This is a genomic window from Pseudomonas sp. LB1P83, assembly GCF_054897885.1.
Genome location: NZ_CM142709.1, coordinates 5,700,404 through 5,718,494, shown reverse-complemented (window position 1 = coordinate 5,718,494; position 18,091 = coordinate 5,700,404). Strand labels below are relative to the sequence as shown.

The window sequence follows — 18,091 nt, the reverse complement described above, 5'->3', positions numbered from 1 at the left end:
AGGCGTGATGGTTCCGTTCGCAGCCCCGTAGGGCTGCGAGTCGGTGGTTCAATCTGGTTTTATTTGCTGGTCAGTTTCAAATTCTCAGCCGCCGGTTTGCCATCGAAGGTGGTCACGCCTTCGAGCCAGCGTTGCTTGTCTTGCGGGTGATCTTTGAGCCATTGCTTGGCGGATTCGAAGGCGTCCTTGTGATCGAGCAGCGGCTGCATCATCCGGCTCTCGTCTTCGGCGGTGTAGGTCAGGTTGCTCAGCAATTTGCCGATGTTCGGGCACTGCTGTGCATAGTTCGGCGAAGTGACGGTCCAGACCGTGGCCATGCCTTCGTTCGGGCCGAGCGCGTCTTCGCTGCCGGTGAGGTAGGTCATCTTCACGTTGACGTTCATCGGGTGCGGTGCCCAGCCGAAGAACACCACGGCTTCTTTGCGGCGCACGGCGCGATCCACTGCCGCAAGCATGCCGGCCTCGCTGGATTCGACCAGTTGGAACTTGCCGAGGCCAAACTGGTTCTTGGCGATCATCGCCTTGATCTGGGTGTTGGCGCCCGAGCCTGGCTCGATGCCGTAAATCTTGCCGCCCAGTTCTTTTTCGAACTTGGCGATGTCGGCGAAGGTTTTCAGGCCCTTGTCGGCGAGGTAAGTTGGCACGGCGAGGGTGGCGCGAGCGTCTTTGAGGCTTGGCGCTTCAAGGACTTTGACCTGCTTGCCATCGACGAACGGCGTGATGGTCTGAGTCATCAGCGGGTTCCAGTAGCCCAGGAACAGATCCAGGCGCTGGTCGCGGATCCCGGCGAAGATGATTTGCTGGGAAGCGCTGGTTTGTTTGGTGTTGTAGCCGAGGCCATCGAGCAGGACCTGGGTCATGGCGCTGGTGGCGATTACGTCGGTCCAGTTCACTACACCCATGCGCACGTTCTGGCAGGAGGCAGGTTCGGCGGCCATGACGCTGGCGCTCAGGAAAGCGGTACCGCTGAGTGCAAGAACACAGCTGCTGATCAGTCGTTTCATCTCAGGTTTCCTCGGCAGTTCGTTATTGTGGGTCCGGGCGTCTTCGTGCGCCGGTGATGCCAAGTTACGCAGCTTAGGGCCCGCTAAAACGCACTACGGCGACCAGCTCTTGCACTGCAGCGACCTGTCCTCTTGAATGCCGTCGGCAAGTGGCGTATCAACGTCCACACGCTCCCCGCCCTCTCGCTACCTGCCAATCGAGTGCGCTCCATGTCCCAGGATTTCTACTTCATGTTGATGCCGGGTTTCTCGGCCATTGGATTTATCTCGGCCATCGAGCCGCTGCGGGTCGCCAACCGCTTTCGCGGCGAGTTGTATCGCTGGCATGTACTGAGCGCGGACGGCGGGGCGGTGCTGGCCAGCAACGGCATGTCGGTCAACGCCGATGCGGCTCTCGAGCCGTTGAAGAAAGGTGCAACCTTGCTGGTGGTCGCCGGCTTCGAACCGCTGAAGTTCGCCACGCCTGCGCTGGAACACTGGCTACGCCGCCTGGACAACGAAGGCGTGACCCTCGGCGCCATCGACACCGGCAGTTTCGTCCTCGCCGAAGCCGGCCTGCTCGACGGCCATCGCCTGACCCTGCACTGGGAAGCCATCGACGCCTTCAAGGAGTCTTATCCACAGCTCAGCGTTACCCAGGAACTGTTCGAGATCGACCGCCGGCGCATCACCTCTGCTGGCGGCACGGCGTCCATCGACCTGATGCTCGACCTCATCGCCCAGGCCCACGGCCCGGAACTGGCGATCCAGGTCAGCGAACAGTTTGTGCTCGGCCGTATTCGTCCGCGCAAAGACCACCAGCGCATGGAAGTCGCCACGCGGTATGGCATCAGCAACAAGAAACTTGTTCACGTGATCGGCGAGATGGAACAACACAGCGAACCGCCGCTGAGCACGCTGGAGTTGGCGGAATCGATCAAGGTGACGCGGCGGCAGCTCGAACGCCTGTTTCGCCTGCATTTGAACGACACGCCGAGCAATTTTTACCTGCGATTACGGCTGGAAAAGGCCCGGCAGCTGCTGCGGCAAACGGACATGAGCGTATTGGAGGTGAGTATTGCGTGCGGGTTTGAATCGCCGTCGTATTTCACCCGCAGTTATCGGGCGCGGTTTGAGCGGTGCCCGCGGGAAGATCGCCGACAAACCCAGAAGGCATGAACCGTGGCAATGGTGCCAAGCCGAACCCTGTAGGAGCGAGGCTTGCCCGCGAAGAGGCCGGTACATTCAACTTCACTGTCGCCTGACACACCGCCTTCGCGGGCAAGCCTCGCTCCTACGAGTGGTAAGACGTTACTTCTTCATCAGAGCGGAGCAGGCCGCCTTGTAAGCCTCATGCTGATACTTGTTCAGCGTACCCGGCAGTTCGAAGTTGTGCTTTTTAGCCTGCGCATTAATCGTCTGCGGCGACAACAACGTCACCTCACAACTCTCCAGCAACTGAAAAACGCCCTCGATCTTGAACGTGGTCGGCCCACCGGCGAACTCACCTTTCTTGCTGCGTTTCTTGATCGCGATCCGGTCGATGGAATTCTCGCGCACAAACGATGCCACTTGAGCAGCAAACACTTTGACGTTCGCGGCTTCGTCGTCATCGTCGAGGGCGATTTTCTTGGTGGGCAGGGCTACGTGGCTCAGCGTCTGACCATCCAGGGAGGCCACGGCGATGATCGCTTCGCTGCCTTTGATTTCGATGCCGCAGATTTTCATGTCGATCCCTTTCACAAATGGTTGTGTGCAGCCTACAGCTCAAGTTGATTAGCCGTGATGCCAAACGCCGCGGCAATTTTCTCGCGGGTGGCCTTGCGTGGCTTCGCGACGGTCTCTTGCTGGGCAAAAGCCGGTTGAGAAATGCCCATGCGTTTGGCCACTTCATCCTGTGTAAGGTTCAAGTGTTCACGCCAGGCGCGAATCGGTGTAGCGCCATCGACGATACGGCTGACCACTTCGTGTGGGATCAGGTCGGGCTCAATTTTTTGTGCCACGTATTGCGCGTAAGGGATAACCACGAATGCCGGGTTTCCGTCTGCGTCATTGATGATTTGAACGTCAATAGGTGCGTTCATCGCGTTTTTTGACCTCTTGAATACTGACCACTTTGATTGCGCCATCCCCGCAATTTCAGAAGCTGCTTAACGGCCTTTCGAGTCCAGTGAATGCTGTTCATGGGAGAATATAAGTCTTTTATAAGATTTGCGAATATTTGCTTATATTTTCTATCCCGCCAACAAACGAACCCTATCGGCATGTTGCACAAGAAAACGTTCGAAGCCGCAGCGGACGGGTGCTGTAGGTTTGATCTGATGGGAATGTGGGAAAAAACATCCGATCAATTTGACGGAAAGAAGTCATGTGCCGAATCTAGTTTATTAGAGATCAAATATTGTCCTTTGTATTTATTTAATCGCTACAACGGACAATATATAAGCTTATAAACGTAGCTTGGCGCTAGCACTGCTACACTTGCTCACACTCCAAATGAGGTCGACTCATGGCCCTTACCCATATCCTCTATTCCCCCGGAGAGATCGCTTTACAGATCGCCGGAAATGCCAAGCGTCTGAGACTCAGTAAAAACCTTTCGCGGCGCACGCTTGCGCAAAAATCAGGTGTCCCTGAGTCAAATATCAAGCGCTTTGAAACGACCGGGAAAATCTCGCTGGACGGTTTGTTGCTGATTTCGATCTGCCTCGGGGTAGAGGAACCATTGACGAATTTGTTCGCCTCTACCCAGTCGCTGACGCTTCAAGAACTGAAAAACTACGAAAGGGCTCGGGGCCGACAATGAAATCCGTCAACGCACTCAGCGTCATGCTTCAAGGCTCACGGGTCGGTGAACTGGTCGCGATTCCTCGTCAGGGTGTGTTCTTTTCCTATGACCCGGGCTGGTTGGCGAAAGGATTCAACCTTGCGCCGTTTCATATGGATTTCTCGGTCAAACCCCAGAGGGCGGCTGACCTGCTGCTGTTTGACGGCCTGCACGGTGCCTTCAGCGATTCGTTGCCCGATGGCTGGGGATTGCTGCTCATGGATCGATTCTTCCGAAGTCAGTTGAGAATCGAGCGCCACGCCATCGGACCGCTGGATCGCCTGGCCTACATGGGCAATCGCAGCATGGGCGCGCTTGAATACGTGCCGATGTTCGAAACCGTTGAAACAGACGAAGACCTCGATCTGGCCGCCCTCTATGAAGCATCACAAACGATACTTTCAGGTAGCGCTGACGAGGTCATCAATTCTCTGCGACTGGCGGGCGGCTCCCCCGGTGGTGCCCGGCCCAAAGCGGTCATTGGTCTTTCGCCGGACAAGCGGCGCGCCGTTTCGTCATTCGGTGAAATGCCCGAGGGATATGAGCACTGGTTGATCAAATTTCGCTGCGAAGAGGACCATCGTGATAGCGGTGCTATTGAGCAGGCATATGCACTGATGGCGCGTCGGGCCGGGGTCGAAATTTCCGAGTCGAAACTGTTTCAGGTAGAAACCACCAAGGGTGCAGAACAATTCTTCGCCACGAAACGCTTCGATCGAGAAACAGATACCAAGCGCCACATGCTGACCGCTGCAGCAATTCTATACGCCGACTTCCGTACGCCAAGCCTCGACTACAGCGATTTACTGCGAGCGACCTGGGCAATGACCAAAAACGCGGTCGAGGTCGAGAAAATGGCCCGGTTGATGGTCTTTAACGCGCTCGCTCATAACCACGACGATCATGCGAAGAACTTCTCGTTTTTTGGTGACAAGGACGGCTGGAAAATGGCGCCGGCCTACGACCTGACCTTTTCCAGCACTGCAGGGCGTGGCAACGAACACACCACGGCATTCGCGGGAAAAGGCATGCCCTCACGCAAGGCGCTTGTTGAGGTGTGCAAAACTTTCAGTTTCCTTGAGCCCGAACGTTACATCGAACAAACACTGAATGCTTTTTCCGACTGGAGTATCTGTTGCGCCGATCTGGAGATCGATAAATCGGAGAGCAAAAAACTGCTGACCGTTCTTGAGTCAGTGTGGCAGGCGTTCTAACGGTCTATTCCTGCCCAATCGACTCCAAAAACTCCGACCGCTCATCACTCATCCGCGCCACGCAATCATTCTGCGCAATCGTAAACGCCTTGCTACCACTGGTCGCTGGAAACGCCTCGACTGCGCAATCCGCATCCCGGGTCTTCAGCCACTGCTGTTGCGCAGCCTTGAGCTTGGCGGTGATGTCGGCCAGTTGCGCCTGATTCTTGCCGTAGGCCGTTTGCATGCGCTCGTTCAGGCTTTGGTAGTTGTCTTTGAGCAGGTCTTCGGCGGTGGTTCGGCTGTAGGCGGAGCATTCCAGGGTCTGGACGTCGTTTTCGACTTTGTCGCAGGGGTTGTCGTCAGCCTCTTCCGCCGCGTGTACGCCGGTCGCTATCAGTGTCAAAGCCAGGAAGATCGTTCTCATTGCGACGCAGCCCCTTTTTTTCAGTGCCAATTCAGTAATACAGCGAATTCTGGCCCAAGCGGCGGCCCTTGAACAGGTGGGCGATTGCGTCCATCAACGACCCTTTGTCGCGGATTGACGCTTTCGGCAAACCCCCTGTCGTTTTTGCACCCGGCTGCACCGGTACTCAGGCATATGCTGGCCCCAAAGCGCCGGCACACGATTCGGCGCATGAATCGCTAATAGGGGACAGCCTGATGAGCCCAGCCGAATTGCACGCCGACAGCATCGTTATCGACGGGCTGATTATTGCCAAGTGGAACCGTGAGCTGTTCGAAGACATGCGCAAGGGCGGTCTGACCGCGGCCAACTGCACCGTGTCGGTGTGGGAGGGCTTCCAGGCCACCGTCAACAACATCGCCGCCAGCCAGAAGCTGATCCGCGAGAACAGCGACCTGGTAATTCCGGTACGCACCACCGCCGATATCCGCAAGGCCAAGGAACAGGGCAAGACCGGCATCCTGTTCGGCTTCCAGAATGCTCACGCCTTTGAAGACCAGATCGGCTATGTCGAGGTGTTCAAGCAGCTCGGCGTCGGTATCGTGCAGATGTGCTACAACACCCAGAATCTGGTGGGTACCGGCTGCTACGAGCGCGATGGCGGCCTGTCGGGCTTCGGTCGCGAAATCGTTGCCGAGATGAACCGCGTCGGGGTCATGTGCGACCTGTCCCACGTCGGTTCGAAAACCTCCGAAGAAGTCATCCTCGAATCGAAGAAACCGGTCTGCTACTCCCACTGCCTGCCGTCGGGCCTGAAAATCCACCCGCGCAACAAATCCGATGAAGAACTGAAGTTCATCGCCGATCACGGTGGTTTCGTCGGCGTGACCATGTTCGCGCCGTTCCTGGCCAAGGGCATCGATTCGACCATCGACGACTACGCCGAAGCCATCGAATACACCATGAACATCGTCGGCGAAGACGCCATCGGCATCGGCACCGACTTCACCCAGGGCCATGGCCAGGACTTCTTCGAATACCTGACCCATGACAAGGGCTATGCCCGCCGTCTGACCAGCTTCGGCAAGATCATCAACCCGCTGGGCATCCGCACCGTCGGCGAGTTCCCGAACCTGACCGAAACCCTGCTCAAGCGCGGCCACTCCGAGCGCGTGGTCCGCAAGATCATGGGCGAGAACTGGGTCAACGTTCTCAAGGACGTCTGGGGCGAATAAATCCCCTTTGAAAAAACGATTCCTGTAGCAGCTGCCGAGGCACGAGTCTGCGTTGCGGTCCGCAGGACCGCCCTCGGGGGCCGCTTCGCCGCCCAACGCAGCCTCGCAGGCTCGACAGCTGCTACGGCTACCTATCGCCTCAACATTATGAATTTCGGAGTTTTACCCATGGCCAAGATCGCCCCGCAATTGCCAATCGAAGTCGACAGCGAAACCGGTGTCTGGACCTCTGACGCCCTGCCGATGCTGTACGTGCCGCGTCATTTCTTCGTCAACAACCACATGGGCATCGAGGAAGTGCTGGGCGCCGAAGCCTACGCCGAGATCCTTTACAAGGCCGGCTACAAATCCGCCTGGCACTGGTGTGAAAAAGAAGCTGAATGCCATGGCCTGGAAGGCGTCGCGGTGTTCGAGCACTACATGAAGCGCCTGTCGCAGCGCGGCTGGGGCCTGTTCAAGATCCAGGACATTGACCTCGACAAAGGCACCGCCAGCGTCAAGCTCGAACACTCGGCATTCGTCTACGTGTACGGCAAGGTCGGGCGCAAGGTCGACTACATGTTCACCGGTTGGTTTGCCGGTGCCATGGACCAGATTCTGCAGGCTCGCGGCAGCAAGATCCGCACCGTTGCCGAACAGGTTTACGGTGGCTCCGAAGAAGGCCACGACGACGGTTTGTTCACCGTCAAGCCGTTGTAAGTCGAGGAACCCGCCATGGCTTTCGAAGCAATGTTCCAGCCGATCCAGATCGGCAAACTGACCATCCGCAACCGCGTGCTCAGCACCGCGCACGCCGAGGTCTACGCGACCGACGGCGGCATGACCACCGACCGGTACGTCAAGTATTACGAAGAGAAAGCCAAGGGCGGGATCGGCCTGGCGATTTGCGGCGGTTCCTCCAGTGTGGCCATCGACAGCCCGCAAGGCTGGTGGAAGTCGGTCAACCTGGCCGATGACCGGATCATTCCGCACTTCCAGAACCTGGCCGATGCCATGCACAAGCATGGCGCCAAGATCATGATCCAGATTACCCACATGGGTCGTCGTTCCCGTTGGGACGGCGAGCATTGGCCAACCCTGCTGTCACCGTCGGGCATCCGCGAGCCGGTGCACCGTGCGACCTGCAAAACCATCGAGCCGGAAGAAATCTGGCGGGTGATCGGTAACTACGCTACCGCGGCTGGCCGCGCCAAGGCCGGTGGCCTGGACGGCGTGGAATTGTCGGCTGTGCACCAGCACATGATCGACCAGTTCTGGAGCCCGCGGGTCAACAAGCGTACCGACGAATGGGGCGGCAGCTTCGAGAACCGCATGCGTTTCGGCCTGGAAGTGATCAAGGCTGTGCGGGCCGAGGTCGGCCCGGATTTCTGCGTCGGCATTCGTCTGTGCGGTGATGAATTCCACCCGGACGGCTTGTCCCACGAGGACATGAAGCAGATCGCCAAGTATTACGACGACACCGGGATGATCGACTTCATCGGCGTGGTCGGCTCGGGTTGCGACACCCACAACACCCTGGCCAACGTTATCCCCAACATGAGTTATCCACCGGAGCCATTCCTGCATTTGGCGGCGGGTATCAAGGAAGTGGTGAAGGCCCCGGTGCTGCACGCGCAGAACATCAAGGACCCGAACCAGGCGACCCGTATTCTGGAAGGCGGCTACGTGGACATGGTCGGCATGACCCGCGCCCACATCGCCGACCCGCACCTGATCGCCAAGATCAAGATGGGCCAGATTGACCAGATCAAACAATGCGTCGGCGCCAACTACTGCATCGACCGTCAGTATCAGGGCCTGGACGTGTTGTGCATCCAGAACGCCGCGACTTCCCGTGAATACATGGGCGTGCCGCACATCATTGAGAAATCGACCGGTGTGAAGCGCAAAGTTGTGGTGGTCGGTGCTGGTCCTGCCGGGATGGAAGCCGCTCGCGTGTCGGCCGAACGTGGCCACGACGTGACCCTGTTCGAGAAGAAAGAATTCATCGGCGGCCAAATCACCACCGCCTCGAAAGCGCCACAGCGTGACCAGATCGCCGGTATCACCCGCTGGTTCCAGCTGGAACTGGCGCGTCTGAAAGTCGACCTGCGCCTGGGCGTGGCGGCCGATGCGGCAACCATTCTCGACCTGCGCCCGGATGTCGTGGTGCTCGCCGTTGGCGGTCATCCGTTCCTGGAGCAGAACGAACACTGGGGTGCGGCTGAAGGCCTGGTGGTCAGCAGCTGGGACATCCTCGATGGCAAGGTCGCGCCGGGCAAGAACGTGCTGGTCTACGACACCATTTGCGAATTCACGGGGATGTCGACCGCCGACTTCCTTGCCGACAAGGGCAGTCAAGTCGAGATCGTCACTGACGACATCAAGCCGGGCGTAGCGATTGGCGGCACCTCGTTCCCGACGTACTACCGCAGCATGTACCCGAAAGAGGTGATCATGACCGGGGACATGATGCTGGAGAAGGTCTACCGCGAAGGCGACAAGCTGGTGGCGGTGCTGGAAAACGAATACACCGGCGCCAAAGAGGAGCGGGTGGTGGATCAGGTCGTCGTCGAAAACGGCGTGCGTCCGGACGAAGAAATCTACTACGCCCTGAAGGAAGGCTCGCGCAACAAAGGCCAGATGGACATCGAAGCCTTGTTCGCGATCAAGCCGCAACCTTCGCTGAGTCAGGCGGGCGACGGCTACTTGCTGTTCCGCATCGGCGACTGCGTGGCGCAGCGCAACACCCACGCGGCGATCTACGACGCGTTGCGGTTGTGCAAGGATTTCTAAGAGCTTGTGGATAACCCTTGTAGGAGCAAGGCTTGCCCGCGAAGGCGTCATGACATTCAACATTGATGTCGGCTGATCCATCGCTTTCGCGGGCAAGCCTCGCTCCTACAGGGAATCGGGCAAGGCATCCAGGTAGTTTGGCCTGCAAGACCCCGAGGTCTTTGGGAGCTCCACCATGTTGAACACCCTTCTTCCAATCCTGTTGTTCGCAGCCCTGGGTCTCGCTGTCCTCGGCGCGTTGCGGCGGGTGGCTATGTGGCGCCGGGGCCGGGCTTCGAAAGTCGACCTGATCGGCGGCCTGTTCGCCATGCCAAAGCGCTACATGGTCGATTTGCACCATGTCGTCGCGCGGGACAAATACATCGCCAACACTCACGTCGCCACGGCTGGCGGTGCGGTGGCGTCGATTGTGCTGGCGATCCTGGTTCACGGCTTCGGCCTGCATAACCGCATCCTCGGTTACGCGCTGCTGTTGATGACGGTGGTGATGTTCGTCGGTGCGATCTTTGTGTACCTGCGTCGTCGCAATCCGCCGGCCCGCCTGTCCAAAGGGCCGTGGATGCGCCTGCCGAAAAGCCTGTTGGCGTTCTCGGCGAGCTTCTTTCTGTTGACCCTGCCGGTCGCCGGCATCCTTCCGGAAAACTTCGGTGGCTGGGTAGTGGCGGCGATCCTCTTCGTCGGTGTGCTGTGGGGCGTTAGCGAACTGTTCTTCGGCATGACCTGGGGCGGGCCGATGAAGCATGCCTTCGCCGGTGCCCTGCACCTGGCCTGGCACCGTCGCGCCGAGCGTTTTGGTGGTGGTCGTTCCACTGGTTTGAAACCGCTGGACCTGAACGACCCGACCGCGCCGCTGGGCGTGGAAAAACCCAAGGATTTCACCTGGAACCAACTGCTCGGCTTCGATGCCTGTGTGCAGTGCGGTAAATGTGAAGCCGCGTGCCCGGCGTTCGCCGCCGGCCAGCCGTTGAACCCGAAAAAACTGATTCAAGACATGGTCGTCGGCCTCGCCGGTGGCACCGACGCCAAATTCGCTGGCAGCCCCTATCCGGGCAAAGCGATCGGCGAACACGCCGGCAACCCGCATCAACCGATCGTCAACGGTCTGGTGGACGCCGAAACCCTGTGGTCCTGCACCACCTGCCGTGCCTGCGTCGAGGAATGCCCGATGATGATCGAGCACGTCGACGCCATCGTTGACATGCGCCGCCATCTGACCCTGGAAAAAGGCGCAACCCCGAACAAGGGTGCCGAAGTCCTGGAAAACCTGATCGCCACCGACAACCCTGGCGGTTTCGCTCCAGGCGGGCGGATGAACTGGGCGGCGGACTTGAACCTCAACCTGCTCAGCGAGAAGAAGTCGGTCGACGTGCTGTTCTGGGTCGGCGACGGTGCCTTCGACATGCGCAACCAGCGCACCTTGCGCGCCTTCGTCAAAGTGCTGAAAGCGGCCAAGGTCGACTTCGCGGTGCTGGGCCTTGAAGAGCGTGACAGCGGTGACGTGGCCCGCCGTCTGGGCGACGAAGCAACCTTCCAGCTATTGGCCAAACGCAACATCCAGACCCTGGCCAAGTACAGCTTCAACCGCATCGTCACCTGCGACCCGCACAGCTTCCACGTGCTGAAAAACGAGTACGGCGCCTTCGACGGTAACTACCTCGTACAGCACCACAGCACCTACATGGCGGAAATCATCAACGCTGGCGCCCTGAATCTCGGCCAGCACAAAGGCAGCAGCGTGACCTATCACGACCCGTGCTACCTCGGTCGCTACAACGGCGAATACGAGGCGCCGCGTGAAGTGCTGCGCGCCCTCGGGATTGAAGTGAAAGAGATGCAACGCTCCGGCTTCCGTTCGCGCTGCTGCGGCGGCGGCGGCGGTGCGCCGATCACCGACATTCCGGGCAAACAACGGATCCCCGACATGCGCATGGAAGACATCCGCGAAACCGGCGCCGAACTGGTGGCCGTGGGTTGTCCACAATGCACCGCGATGCTCGAAGGCGTGGTCGAACCCCGTCCGCTGATCAAGGACATCGCCGAATTGGTGGCCGACGCGTTGCTCGAAGATGCAGCCCCGAGCAAACCGACTAAACCGGCCCAACGTGAACCTGCGGAGGCCCACTGATGAGCGACATTATCCGCCGCGACCCCCGCGCCGAATGGATTGCCCGTAACCGCTTGCACCCGCTGCACGCGGCCATGCAACCGGCGCAACACAGCTGGATGGGCCCGAACGGCGTCATTCGCAAGAATTTGCACGGCATCGGTTTTATCGGCCCCAACGGCATCAAGCGCATCGACCGCAGCGGCGCTCAGCAGGGCGGGGCGACCAAACGCTCGGCCACCGTTGAAGTGCAACTGCCGCTGCATCAAGTGCCTGCACCTGCGTTTTACATCAGCGTGGTACCGGACATGGTCGGCGGCCGCCTGAGCAGCCACGACAAGGACTTGCTGGGCCTGGCCCACCAGTTGGCCGGCAAGGACGGTGCGGTATTGGCCGTGGTCTTCGGCGAGCACAAGGAAAACGCGTTCACCACCGCAGGCGTTGATCGCTTGCTGGTACTGGATGGCGACGAATTCAGCGGTTATGCACCGGAACAAAGAGTCCAGGGCCTACGGGCTGTGGATAACCAGTTCAGCCCGCGCCGCTGGTTGCTGCCGGACAGCCGCAGCGGTGGCGGTGAGCTGGGTCGGCGCTTTGCCGCAGCACTGGGCGAACGCCCGGCCACGCGGGTCTGGCAGGTCAAGGATCAGGAATGCATCGGCCGCGCCGGTGCCGGGTTACAAGACCTTGCGCGCCCGGTCGCCCGGTTGATTCTGGCCGCCGTCGAATGCGCCGAACCCGTCAGCGAAACCCGTCACGAAGCGTTGCCGGTGGAGTTATCCACAACGGTCGCGCGCAGCCTGTCGCGCATCGAAGATTTGGGCGCGGTGGCAGTGGACCCGGCGGCGATTCCGATGGCCGAAGCCGAATTCATCTTCTCCGGCGGCAACGGGGTCAAGGACTGGGGACTTTTCCACAGGACGGCCGAAGCGTTGGGCGCTACCGAAGGCGCATCCCGGGTGGCGGTGGACGATGGCTTCATGGCTCGTGACCGCCAGGTTGGCGCGTCCGGCACCTGGGTCACCGCACGGGTTTACGTGGCTGTGGGGATTTCCGGGGCGATCCAGCACCTGCAAGGCATCGGTGCCTGCGACAAGGTGGTGGCAATCAACCTCGATCCGGGCTGCGACATGATCAAACGGGCCGACCTGTCGGTGATCGGCGAGAGCGCCGAGATTCTTCAAGCCTTGATCGCGGCGGTAGAGGCTTACCGCAACGAAGCCAAGCGCGATGCGGCTTAAGGGAAGGAAAGGGTTATGAGCACGAAAATCATCAGCCTGGTGTCCATCGGCGCCCACCCGACCTCCGGCCGGCCACGTCGCGCGGAGCAGGATGCGCGGGCGGTGGAGCTGGGTCTGCAGCTGGCTGGGGATAACTTGCAAGTGCTGCATGCCGGCGATGTTGCCGAACCTGCATTACGCGCTTATCTGGGCATGGGCCTGGAACAACTGCATGTGCTGGAACAACCGGAAGGCGCCGACGCATTGCCGGCACTGACCGCGTATTTGCGTGACGCCGGAGCACAGGTGGTGCTGACCGGCAGCCAGGCGGAAACCGGTGAAGGCTCGGGCATGTTGCCGTTCCTGCTGGCGGAAAGCCTCGGCTGGCCGCTGGTGGTCGGGCTGGCTCAAGTGGAATCCATCGATGGCAGTTCTGCGTTGGTGCTGCAAGCCTTGCCCCGTGGTCAGCGCCGTCGTTTGAAGGTTCGGTTGCCGTTTCTCGCCACTGTGGACAACGCAGCGCCGAAGCCTCGGCAGAGCGCCTATGGCCCGGCGCGGCGCGGGGTGCTGCAGGCGGATGAAGTCGAAGTGATTGGCGATGAATTGCTGGCAGTTGCCACGTTGCAACCGGCCAAGCCACGGCCTAAACGTTTGAAGGTGATCAAGGCCAAGAGCGGCGCCGATCGGATGAAGGCCGCGACAGCCAAGGCCAGTGGCGGAGGCGGGCAGGTACTTAAAGGCGTGACTGCGCAAGCGGGCGCCGAGGCGATCCTCAAATTGCTGATCGAAGAAGGCGTTGTCCGCTAACCGAAAATCAACGCAGAACTAATAATGTGGGAGCGAGCCTGCTCGCGATAGCGGTGGTTCAGCCGCCTGGGATGTTGACTGACTCACCGCTATCGTCGGAACGCCGCCCGGAGCCGGCTCGCTCCCACAGGGGGAAAAATGGCAGTTGAATTTCGTTCGGCAGTGCGCGCGGATGCGCGGGAAATTGCGCGTCTGTTTCAAATCACATCAGAGGGGGCTGCCGATTACATCTGGAGCCAACTGGCGCAGCCCGGTCAGGATCTGCTGGACGTAGGCGCCATTCGTTACGCCCGTGACGACGTAGATTTTTCTTATCAGAATTGCCTGATTGCCGAGGTCGATGGCAACGTCATTGGCATGCTGCACAGCTACGTGATGCGTCACGATCCGCTGGCAGAGCCGACGACCGATCCGGTCCTGGCACCCTACGCAAAGATGGAAATCCCCGACACCCTCTACATTTCCAGCCTGGCGCTGCATGAGGGCTGGCGCAATCAGGGCCTGGGCAAGCAATTCCTCGCCTACGCTTACGACCGTGCCAGCCAGCTTGGGCTCAATGGCTTGAGCCTGATCGACTACGCCGCCAACACCGGCGCTCGCCGGTTTTACGAGCGCCATGGCTTTCGTATCGTCGACACCTGCCAGATCACGCCCCATCCGATGATTCGGGTCACGGGTGAGGCCTACCTGATGTATCGGCCCTAGTGAGCTACATTTCACTGTGAGTTGCCCAACGCGGCAGCAGCGCTAATTCATAAAACGCGTGTTCAACAATGGGTTGACCATGAACGCGGTCAGTCGGCGTGAGACATGTCTGATCTGTGCCGTGATGGTGCTTATGTCCACGTGTTCGACAGCTGGCGTCAGCAAAGAAGAACCGGATTTTTACCGATGGTTAGCGTCGGAACAGGGGCAAAAAGCCTCCCCGGCGCAGATGCACCAGCAGTGCGACAAAGTCTTGGCTGCTGATGAAAACCTCAATTGTTCAGTGTCCGTCTTCGCCCGAATATTCGAGACCAAAGCCGCCAACCAGCTTCCCGATTACTATCTGGCGATCAAGCGTCGTCATGCCCGAGCGATAGCGAGCGACCCAGAACTCAACGTGTTGTTTTCCATGTTCGGCAGCCAATCGATCGCGATGTTACGCACTGTCGCCGATTTTTCCGTGGAGAGAACGAAGCGTCACGAAGTCCTGGCGATTTACCCTTACGCCGACGACGATTACGTGATTGACGAAGTGTTGCCCTACATCGATGTCCAAGCGGCCAATGGTTTCTCGTCACGCTTCATTCTGGACACGGGCGCCCCTCAAACCCGGGTCAACGCCGCAACCGCGAAGCGAATGGGGATCAAGCTGTTAACCGACTCCCATTATGGCTACAGCACGTTTTATGGTGAGCGCGACCTGTCGGCCAAACTCGGGATCCTCAAGTCGTTAAAGATCGGCGCAAGCGAATTCAGGAATGTGCTGGTGTTTGTCAGTGACCGGGACAACCTGTTGGGGCTGGACCTGATCGGTAAGTTGGGGCGCCTGAAAATCACCAAGAAAACCCTGGAGCTTAACGCCCAGCCTCCCACCCGATGTGATTCGCCGATCACGTATACGCGCATGGACATCAATCAACGATTGACCATTGCCGCACGGCTTGATCGTCGGGCAACCCTGGCGATTATCGACACCGGGAACGTTGATTACCTGACGTCCGCCACGCCGGGCAACTCACCCGTTCACGTCGCCGCCAAACCCCACTATCAAACCTTCCAGGGCGAGTTGAATCTGTCAGGGCACACCGCAACGGTCACTTATAAACACTACCCAAACTTTACGATTCCACTGTCGATATTGGCGGGGCGGTACGTGCCTTCGATTTTGTTCGGGTGGCGGGCATTCGACGACTATGAGCTCAATCTGGACATCGACTCGGGCCGGTCGTGTTTCAACAGGCGCTGATTATGGCTAAGATTTTTTCGTAGGAAAGAAGAATATTATCTGTCAGCTCTATTGGTTATTAGCGTAACTCCTTTCTTATAGTGCATGTCTTAAGATGTTTATTGGGCGAAAGTTTTGCTAATTATCTTTGCCTTGTTTGACGTTTACCTATTTATATATCAATGACTTGCCTTTGTTTTGTCAGAGTTTGCAGCTGTTTAAATTCAATCTGATGGCGTCCTACAATGCCCCAGAGTGGATCTTCGGATTAGATGATTGAGGGCTTGTTCAATGATTTTTGTTGAGCTATATTTTTTCAAGCGCTGTTACATGGTGACTATTGAATCAGCTTTTAAAGTGTGCTGAATAAGTTGTTCGAAGATTCGTGTGTATACAAAAACCAAAAGGCTTTGCCGATGTTGAAGGAATGCAGATGCGGTAATTGCAAACGACTTCTTGTAAGAATCGGGGAGTTTACCGAGCTCCAGATAAAGTGTTCTCGATGTGGCACATTGAATCATGTGAAGGCCCAGAGCCTCGAGCGATCGCCTACGAGCGAAACACATACAGCATCTGCTGTGAAAGATCATCAAACTTCGTAGGAATTATATATGAATGGAATCGTACTCCCACCTCTTGATATTACTGCAGTCGCGCCTGGTTACACTCCGCCGGCAGCTGGCGGCGCATGGCCCGCTCCTAACCCCGCATTGATTTTTGTTGCTCAGCAACAAGAGCGGAACCAGTTTTACAGTCAAGGTTTGTGGCGAGAGATGATCATAAAGATCACTAATGAGCAACAGGCTTCTATTAGAAATGGGGTTGCTGTCAGTCTTGTCGCTTCCGTTGTGCGAGACATGCAGGCTATCCCGTTTGCGGATAACTACATTTGTTTGAACCCTAATATGTCGCCAGCACAAGCTTTGCATTATACCTCGCGTTACTTCAAGGCGGGTTCCGTACCTGAGTCCACTGGCTTATCGGGTGGCGTTATAACTCCAATTGCTGCCTTGGGGCATTTTCTTTATGGCAACGGGGCATCTGCTGAGGCCAACATCAATAGCCTAGGACTAAATCTGTCTAGAACACCAATCCCGATGCTGGAGGCTGCATTTGCTGCGGCACCCATAGGGCGAACTGTAATTACCTTGGATAAGGTGCCTTACAATACGTCTTCGGATTCATGGATGACTGCATCCTGGCTAGGAAATATTACTTTAAAAATAGAAGGGACCATGATCAAGCAAGAAAACGGAAGGATGAACTTTAATGGGGGTGCAAGAGCATATAATGACATCTACGATGCGAATCCAAGCACTTTTAGGAGTGCGGTGGGTGAAAATGCGACTAGCGTGCTTGCTGCTATCGAGAAATATTTGAATGCTACGCCGTATGAGATTTCCCTTAAAGGAACAAATTTGATCTTCATTGAGCGTTAGTCTCCAATGAAGGCGTTCGCAGAATAGCTAATCGTTTAGTATTATGAATCTGTATTGGTCGTGCATACCCTGGCGACCAGTTAAATTTTCTTTGGAAGAGGAACTGTTCATGCACCAATATCGACAATTATTAATTGCGATTTTATTATTCATTGGTGCTTGGTTCTGCTTGTTGTCGGCAGGGGTTGATTCTCCAGAGAACGTGGATGACCTTTCTGACACGAGAGGTTTGCCCGCAATAATAATTTACACGGTGGCTCTTCAAGTTATAGGCCTGTTAGCTATCATATTTACAGGGTTGGGAATGCTTGTCGCGCTGAAGATAAAGCCGAAATCGTTTGGTATAGGGCTAGCTGTTTTTTTTACTTCGAACCTCCTCCTTTTGCTTGCCTCGTTAATGGGTATTTTTGTAATTGGCTCGTATGCTCTTGGAACGTTTTCTGGAATCGCGGGCATAAGCCTATATTTTGGTGTGATAGGGTTGGTCGTAATCGCTGCCCCAAAACGAACGTAGGCGTCCTTGACGAGAGTGTCTATAGGTGACCGATTGCAGAAAAGCACATCGGCCATTGAATCTGATCGGGTTACCCACAATCCCTGTTAGCGCTTCTGTGGATAACATGTTCGTCCTTCGCTGCACCCCATACAAACCAAGCCCTGCAACCCTTCGTACAAAAAACAACCAGGCTAACTCACGGTTTTTTCGAGCTTTTTGCTGAGGATAACTTTTCACGCACGCCAATACTTGCCCCCAATCCCTGTTAGCGCATCTGTGGATAAGATGTTCGCTGTCCTCTACAGGCCTTATTTAACGGGCTTATCAGGAGATCGATCAAAAAACGATCAAATGATCGTTTTAGCGTGATAAACCACTCGCAAACCCCGATTTATCGCGGTTTCCGAGGGTTTTCCACAGATCCGATAAAGTTGCCCCCAAAGTCTGTTGGCGCTTCTGTGGATAAGGTGTTTGCGATCTGCTGCAAGCCACGTAGAACGTGCCTTTCAAGCTATAGATCAAAAAACAACCAATCGTTGTTCAAAACCCTGCCTCTGGATAAGTCACGAATTTTATTCACTTTTCGAGGAGAAAGTTTCGAGCAAAACCTGACTTGTCCCCATTAGCTGTGGGTGGAGGTGTGGATAACTTGTTTGCGAATCTCTACAGCCCCATG

At 57.2% G+C, this 18,091-nt stretch carries 18 protein-coding genes; 14 read left to right on the top strand and 4 right to left on the bottom strand.

Features of this window, described 5'->3' with window-relative positions; translation table 11 throughout:
* Positions 1 to 59 precede the first annotated feature (59 nt).
* Positions 60 to 1,004, bottom strand: a complete 945-nt coding sequence (locus ACYZTY_RS26290) for a choline ABC transporter substrate-binding protein (RefSeq protein ID WP_461956061.1) — start codon at positions 1,002 to 1,004, stop codon at positions 60 to 62.
* Between the two features lie 210 nt (positions 1,005 to 1,214).
* Here ACYZTY_RS26290 and ACYZTY_RS26285 point away from each other — a divergent pair, with 210 nt between their 5' ends.
* Positions 1,215 to 2,162, top strand: a complete 948-nt coding sequence (locus tag ACYZTY_RS26285; RefSeq protein WP_392892128.1) for a GlxA family transcriptional regulator — start codon at positions 1,215 to 1,217, stop codon at positions 2,160 to 2,162.
* 132 nt (positions 2,163 to 2,294) lie between these two features.
* On the opposite strand, the gene ACYZTY_RS26280 is transcribed toward ACYZTY_RS26285, so the two are convergent.
* Both ACYZTY_RS26280 and ACYZTY_RS26275 read right to left on the bottom strand, forming a co-directional pair.
* Positions 2,295 to 2,711, bottom strand: coding sequence for a DUF3010 family protein (locus ACYZTY_RS26280; protein ID WP_461956060.1), 417 nt, complete (start codon positions 2,709 to 2,711; stop codon positions 2,295 to 2,297).
* A gap of 32 nt (positions 2,712 to 2,743) precedes the next feature.
* Positions 2,744 to 3,067: a helix-turn-helix domain-containing protein gene (locus ACYZTY_RS26275; protein ID WP_461956059.1), complete on the bottom strand. Its 324-nt coding sequence runs from the start codon at positions 3,065 to 3,067 to the stop codon at positions 2,744 to 2,746.
* Between the two features lie 425 nt (positions 3,068 to 3,492).
* Between ACYZTY_RS26275 and ACYZTY_RS26270 the strand changes: the two genes are divergently transcribed.
* Complete coding sequence (locus ACYZTY_RS26270; RefSeq protein WP_461956058.1) at positions 3,493 to 3,789, top strand: helix-turn-helix domain-containing protein; 297 nt, start codon at positions 3,493 to 3,495, stop codon at positions 3,787 to 3,789.
* Positions 3,786 to 5,024: a type II toxin-antitoxin system HipA family toxin gene (locus tag ACYZTY_RS26265; RefSeq protein WP_461956057.1), complete on the top strand. Its 1,239-nt coding sequence runs from the start codon at positions 3,786 to 3,788 to the stop codon at positions 5,022 to 5,024. The genes ACYZTY_RS26270 and ACYZTY_RS26265 overlap by 4 nt, the downstream gene beginning before the upstream one ends.
* Positions 5,025 to 5,028: 4 nt before the next feature.
* Here ACYZTY_RS26265 and ACYZTY_RS26260 read toward each other — a convergent pair whose 3' ends face one another.
* Positions 5,029 to 5,430, bottom strand: coding sequence for a lysozyme inhibitor LprI family protein (locus ACYZTY_RS26260; RefSeq protein ID WP_461956056.1), 402 nt, complete (start codon positions 5,428 to 5,430; stop codon positions 5,029 to 5,031).
* A gap of 236 nt (positions 5,431 to 5,666) precedes the next feature.
* Here ACYZTY_RS26260 and ACYZTY_RS26255 point away from each other — a divergent pair, with 236 nt between their 5' ends.
* The 11 genes from ACYZTY_RS26255 to ACYZTY_RS26205 all read left to right on the top strand — a co-directional run bounded on the left by ACYZTY_RS26255 (position 5,667) and on the right by ACYZTY_RS26205 (position 17,433).
* On the top strand, positions 5,667 to 6,644 hold the full coding sequence (locus ACYZTY_RS26255) for a dipeptidase (protein WP_008033250.1): 978 nt from the start codon (positions 5,667 to 5,669) through the stop codon (positions 6,642 to 6,644).
* A gap of 168 nt (positions 6,645 to 6,812) precedes the next feature.
* Positions 6,813 to 7,343 (top strand): DUF5943 domain-containing protein, encoded by a 531-nt coding sequence (locus tag ACYZTY_RS26250; protein WP_007947752.1) that lies wholly within the window; start codon positions 6,813 to 6,815, stop codon positions 7,341 to 7,343.
* A gap of 15 nt (positions 7,344 to 7,358) precedes the next feature.
* Entirely contained in the window at positions 7,359 to 9,419 is a 2,061-nt protein-coding gene (gene dgcA, locus ACYZTY_RS26245; RefSeq protein ID WP_282380559.1) for a dimethylglycine demethylation protein DgcA, read from the top strand.
* Positions 9,420 to 9,594: 175 nt separating this feature from the next.
* Complete coding sequence (dgcB, locus tag ACYZTY_RS26240) at positions 9,595 to 11,544, top strand: dimethylglycine demethylation protein DgcB (RefSeq protein WP_461956055.1); 1,950 nt, start codon at positions 9,595 to 9,597, stop codon at positions 11,542 to 11,544.
* Entirely contained in the window at positions 11,544 to 12,764 is a 1,221-nt protein-coding gene (gene etfA / locus ACYZTY_RS26235; protein WP_461956054.1) for an electron transfer flavoprotein subunit alpha, read from the top strand. The genes dgcB and etfA overlap by 1 nt, the downstream gene beginning before the upstream one ends.
* 15 nt (positions 12,765 to 12,779) lie before the next feature.
* Complete coding sequence (gene etfB, locus ACYZTY_RS26230) at positions 12,780 to 13,550, top strand: electron transfer flavoprotein subunit beta (protein WP_461956053.1); 771 nt, start codon at positions 12,780 to 12,782, stop codon at positions 13,548 to 13,550.
* Between the two features lie 138 nt (positions 13,551 to 13,688).
* Complete coding sequence (locus ACYZTY_RS26225; protein ID WP_461956052.1) at positions 13,689 to 14,255, top strand: GNAT family N-acetyltransferase; 567 nt, start codon at positions 13,689 to 13,691, stop codon at positions 14,253 to 14,255.
* A 133-nt stretch (positions 14,256 to 14,388) separates the two neighbouring features.
* Complete coding sequence (locus tag ACYZTY_RS26220) at positions 14,389 to 15,501, top strand: retropepsin-like aspartic protease (protein WP_461956051.1); 1,113 nt, start codon at positions 14,389 to 14,391, stop codon at positions 15,499 to 15,501.
* A 395-nt stretch (positions 15,502 to 15,896) separates the two neighbouring features.
* Positions 15,897 to 16,082, top strand: coding sequence for a Com family DNA-binding transcriptional regulator (locus ACYZTY_RS26215; protein WP_461956050.1), 186 nt, complete (start codon positions 15,897 to 15,899; stop codon positions 16,080 to 16,082).
* Between the two features lie 9 nt (positions 16,083 to 16,091).
* Positions 16,092 to 16,919 carry a lipid II-degrading bacteriocin gene (locus tag ACYZTY_RS26210; RefSeq protein WP_461956049.1) on the top strand — a complete coding sequence of 276 codons (828 nt, stop codon included), beginning with the start codon at positions 16,092 to 16,094 and terminating at the stop codon, positions 16,917 to 16,919.
* 109 nt (positions 16,920 to 17,028) lie between these two features.
* Positions 17,029 to 17,433: a hypothetical protein gene (locus tag ACYZTY_RS26205; RefSeq protein ID WP_461956048.1), complete on the top strand. Its 405-nt coding sequence runs from the start codon at positions 17,029 to 17,031 to the stop codon at positions 17,431 to 17,433.
* Positions 17,434 to 18,091 lie beyond the last annotated feature (658 nt).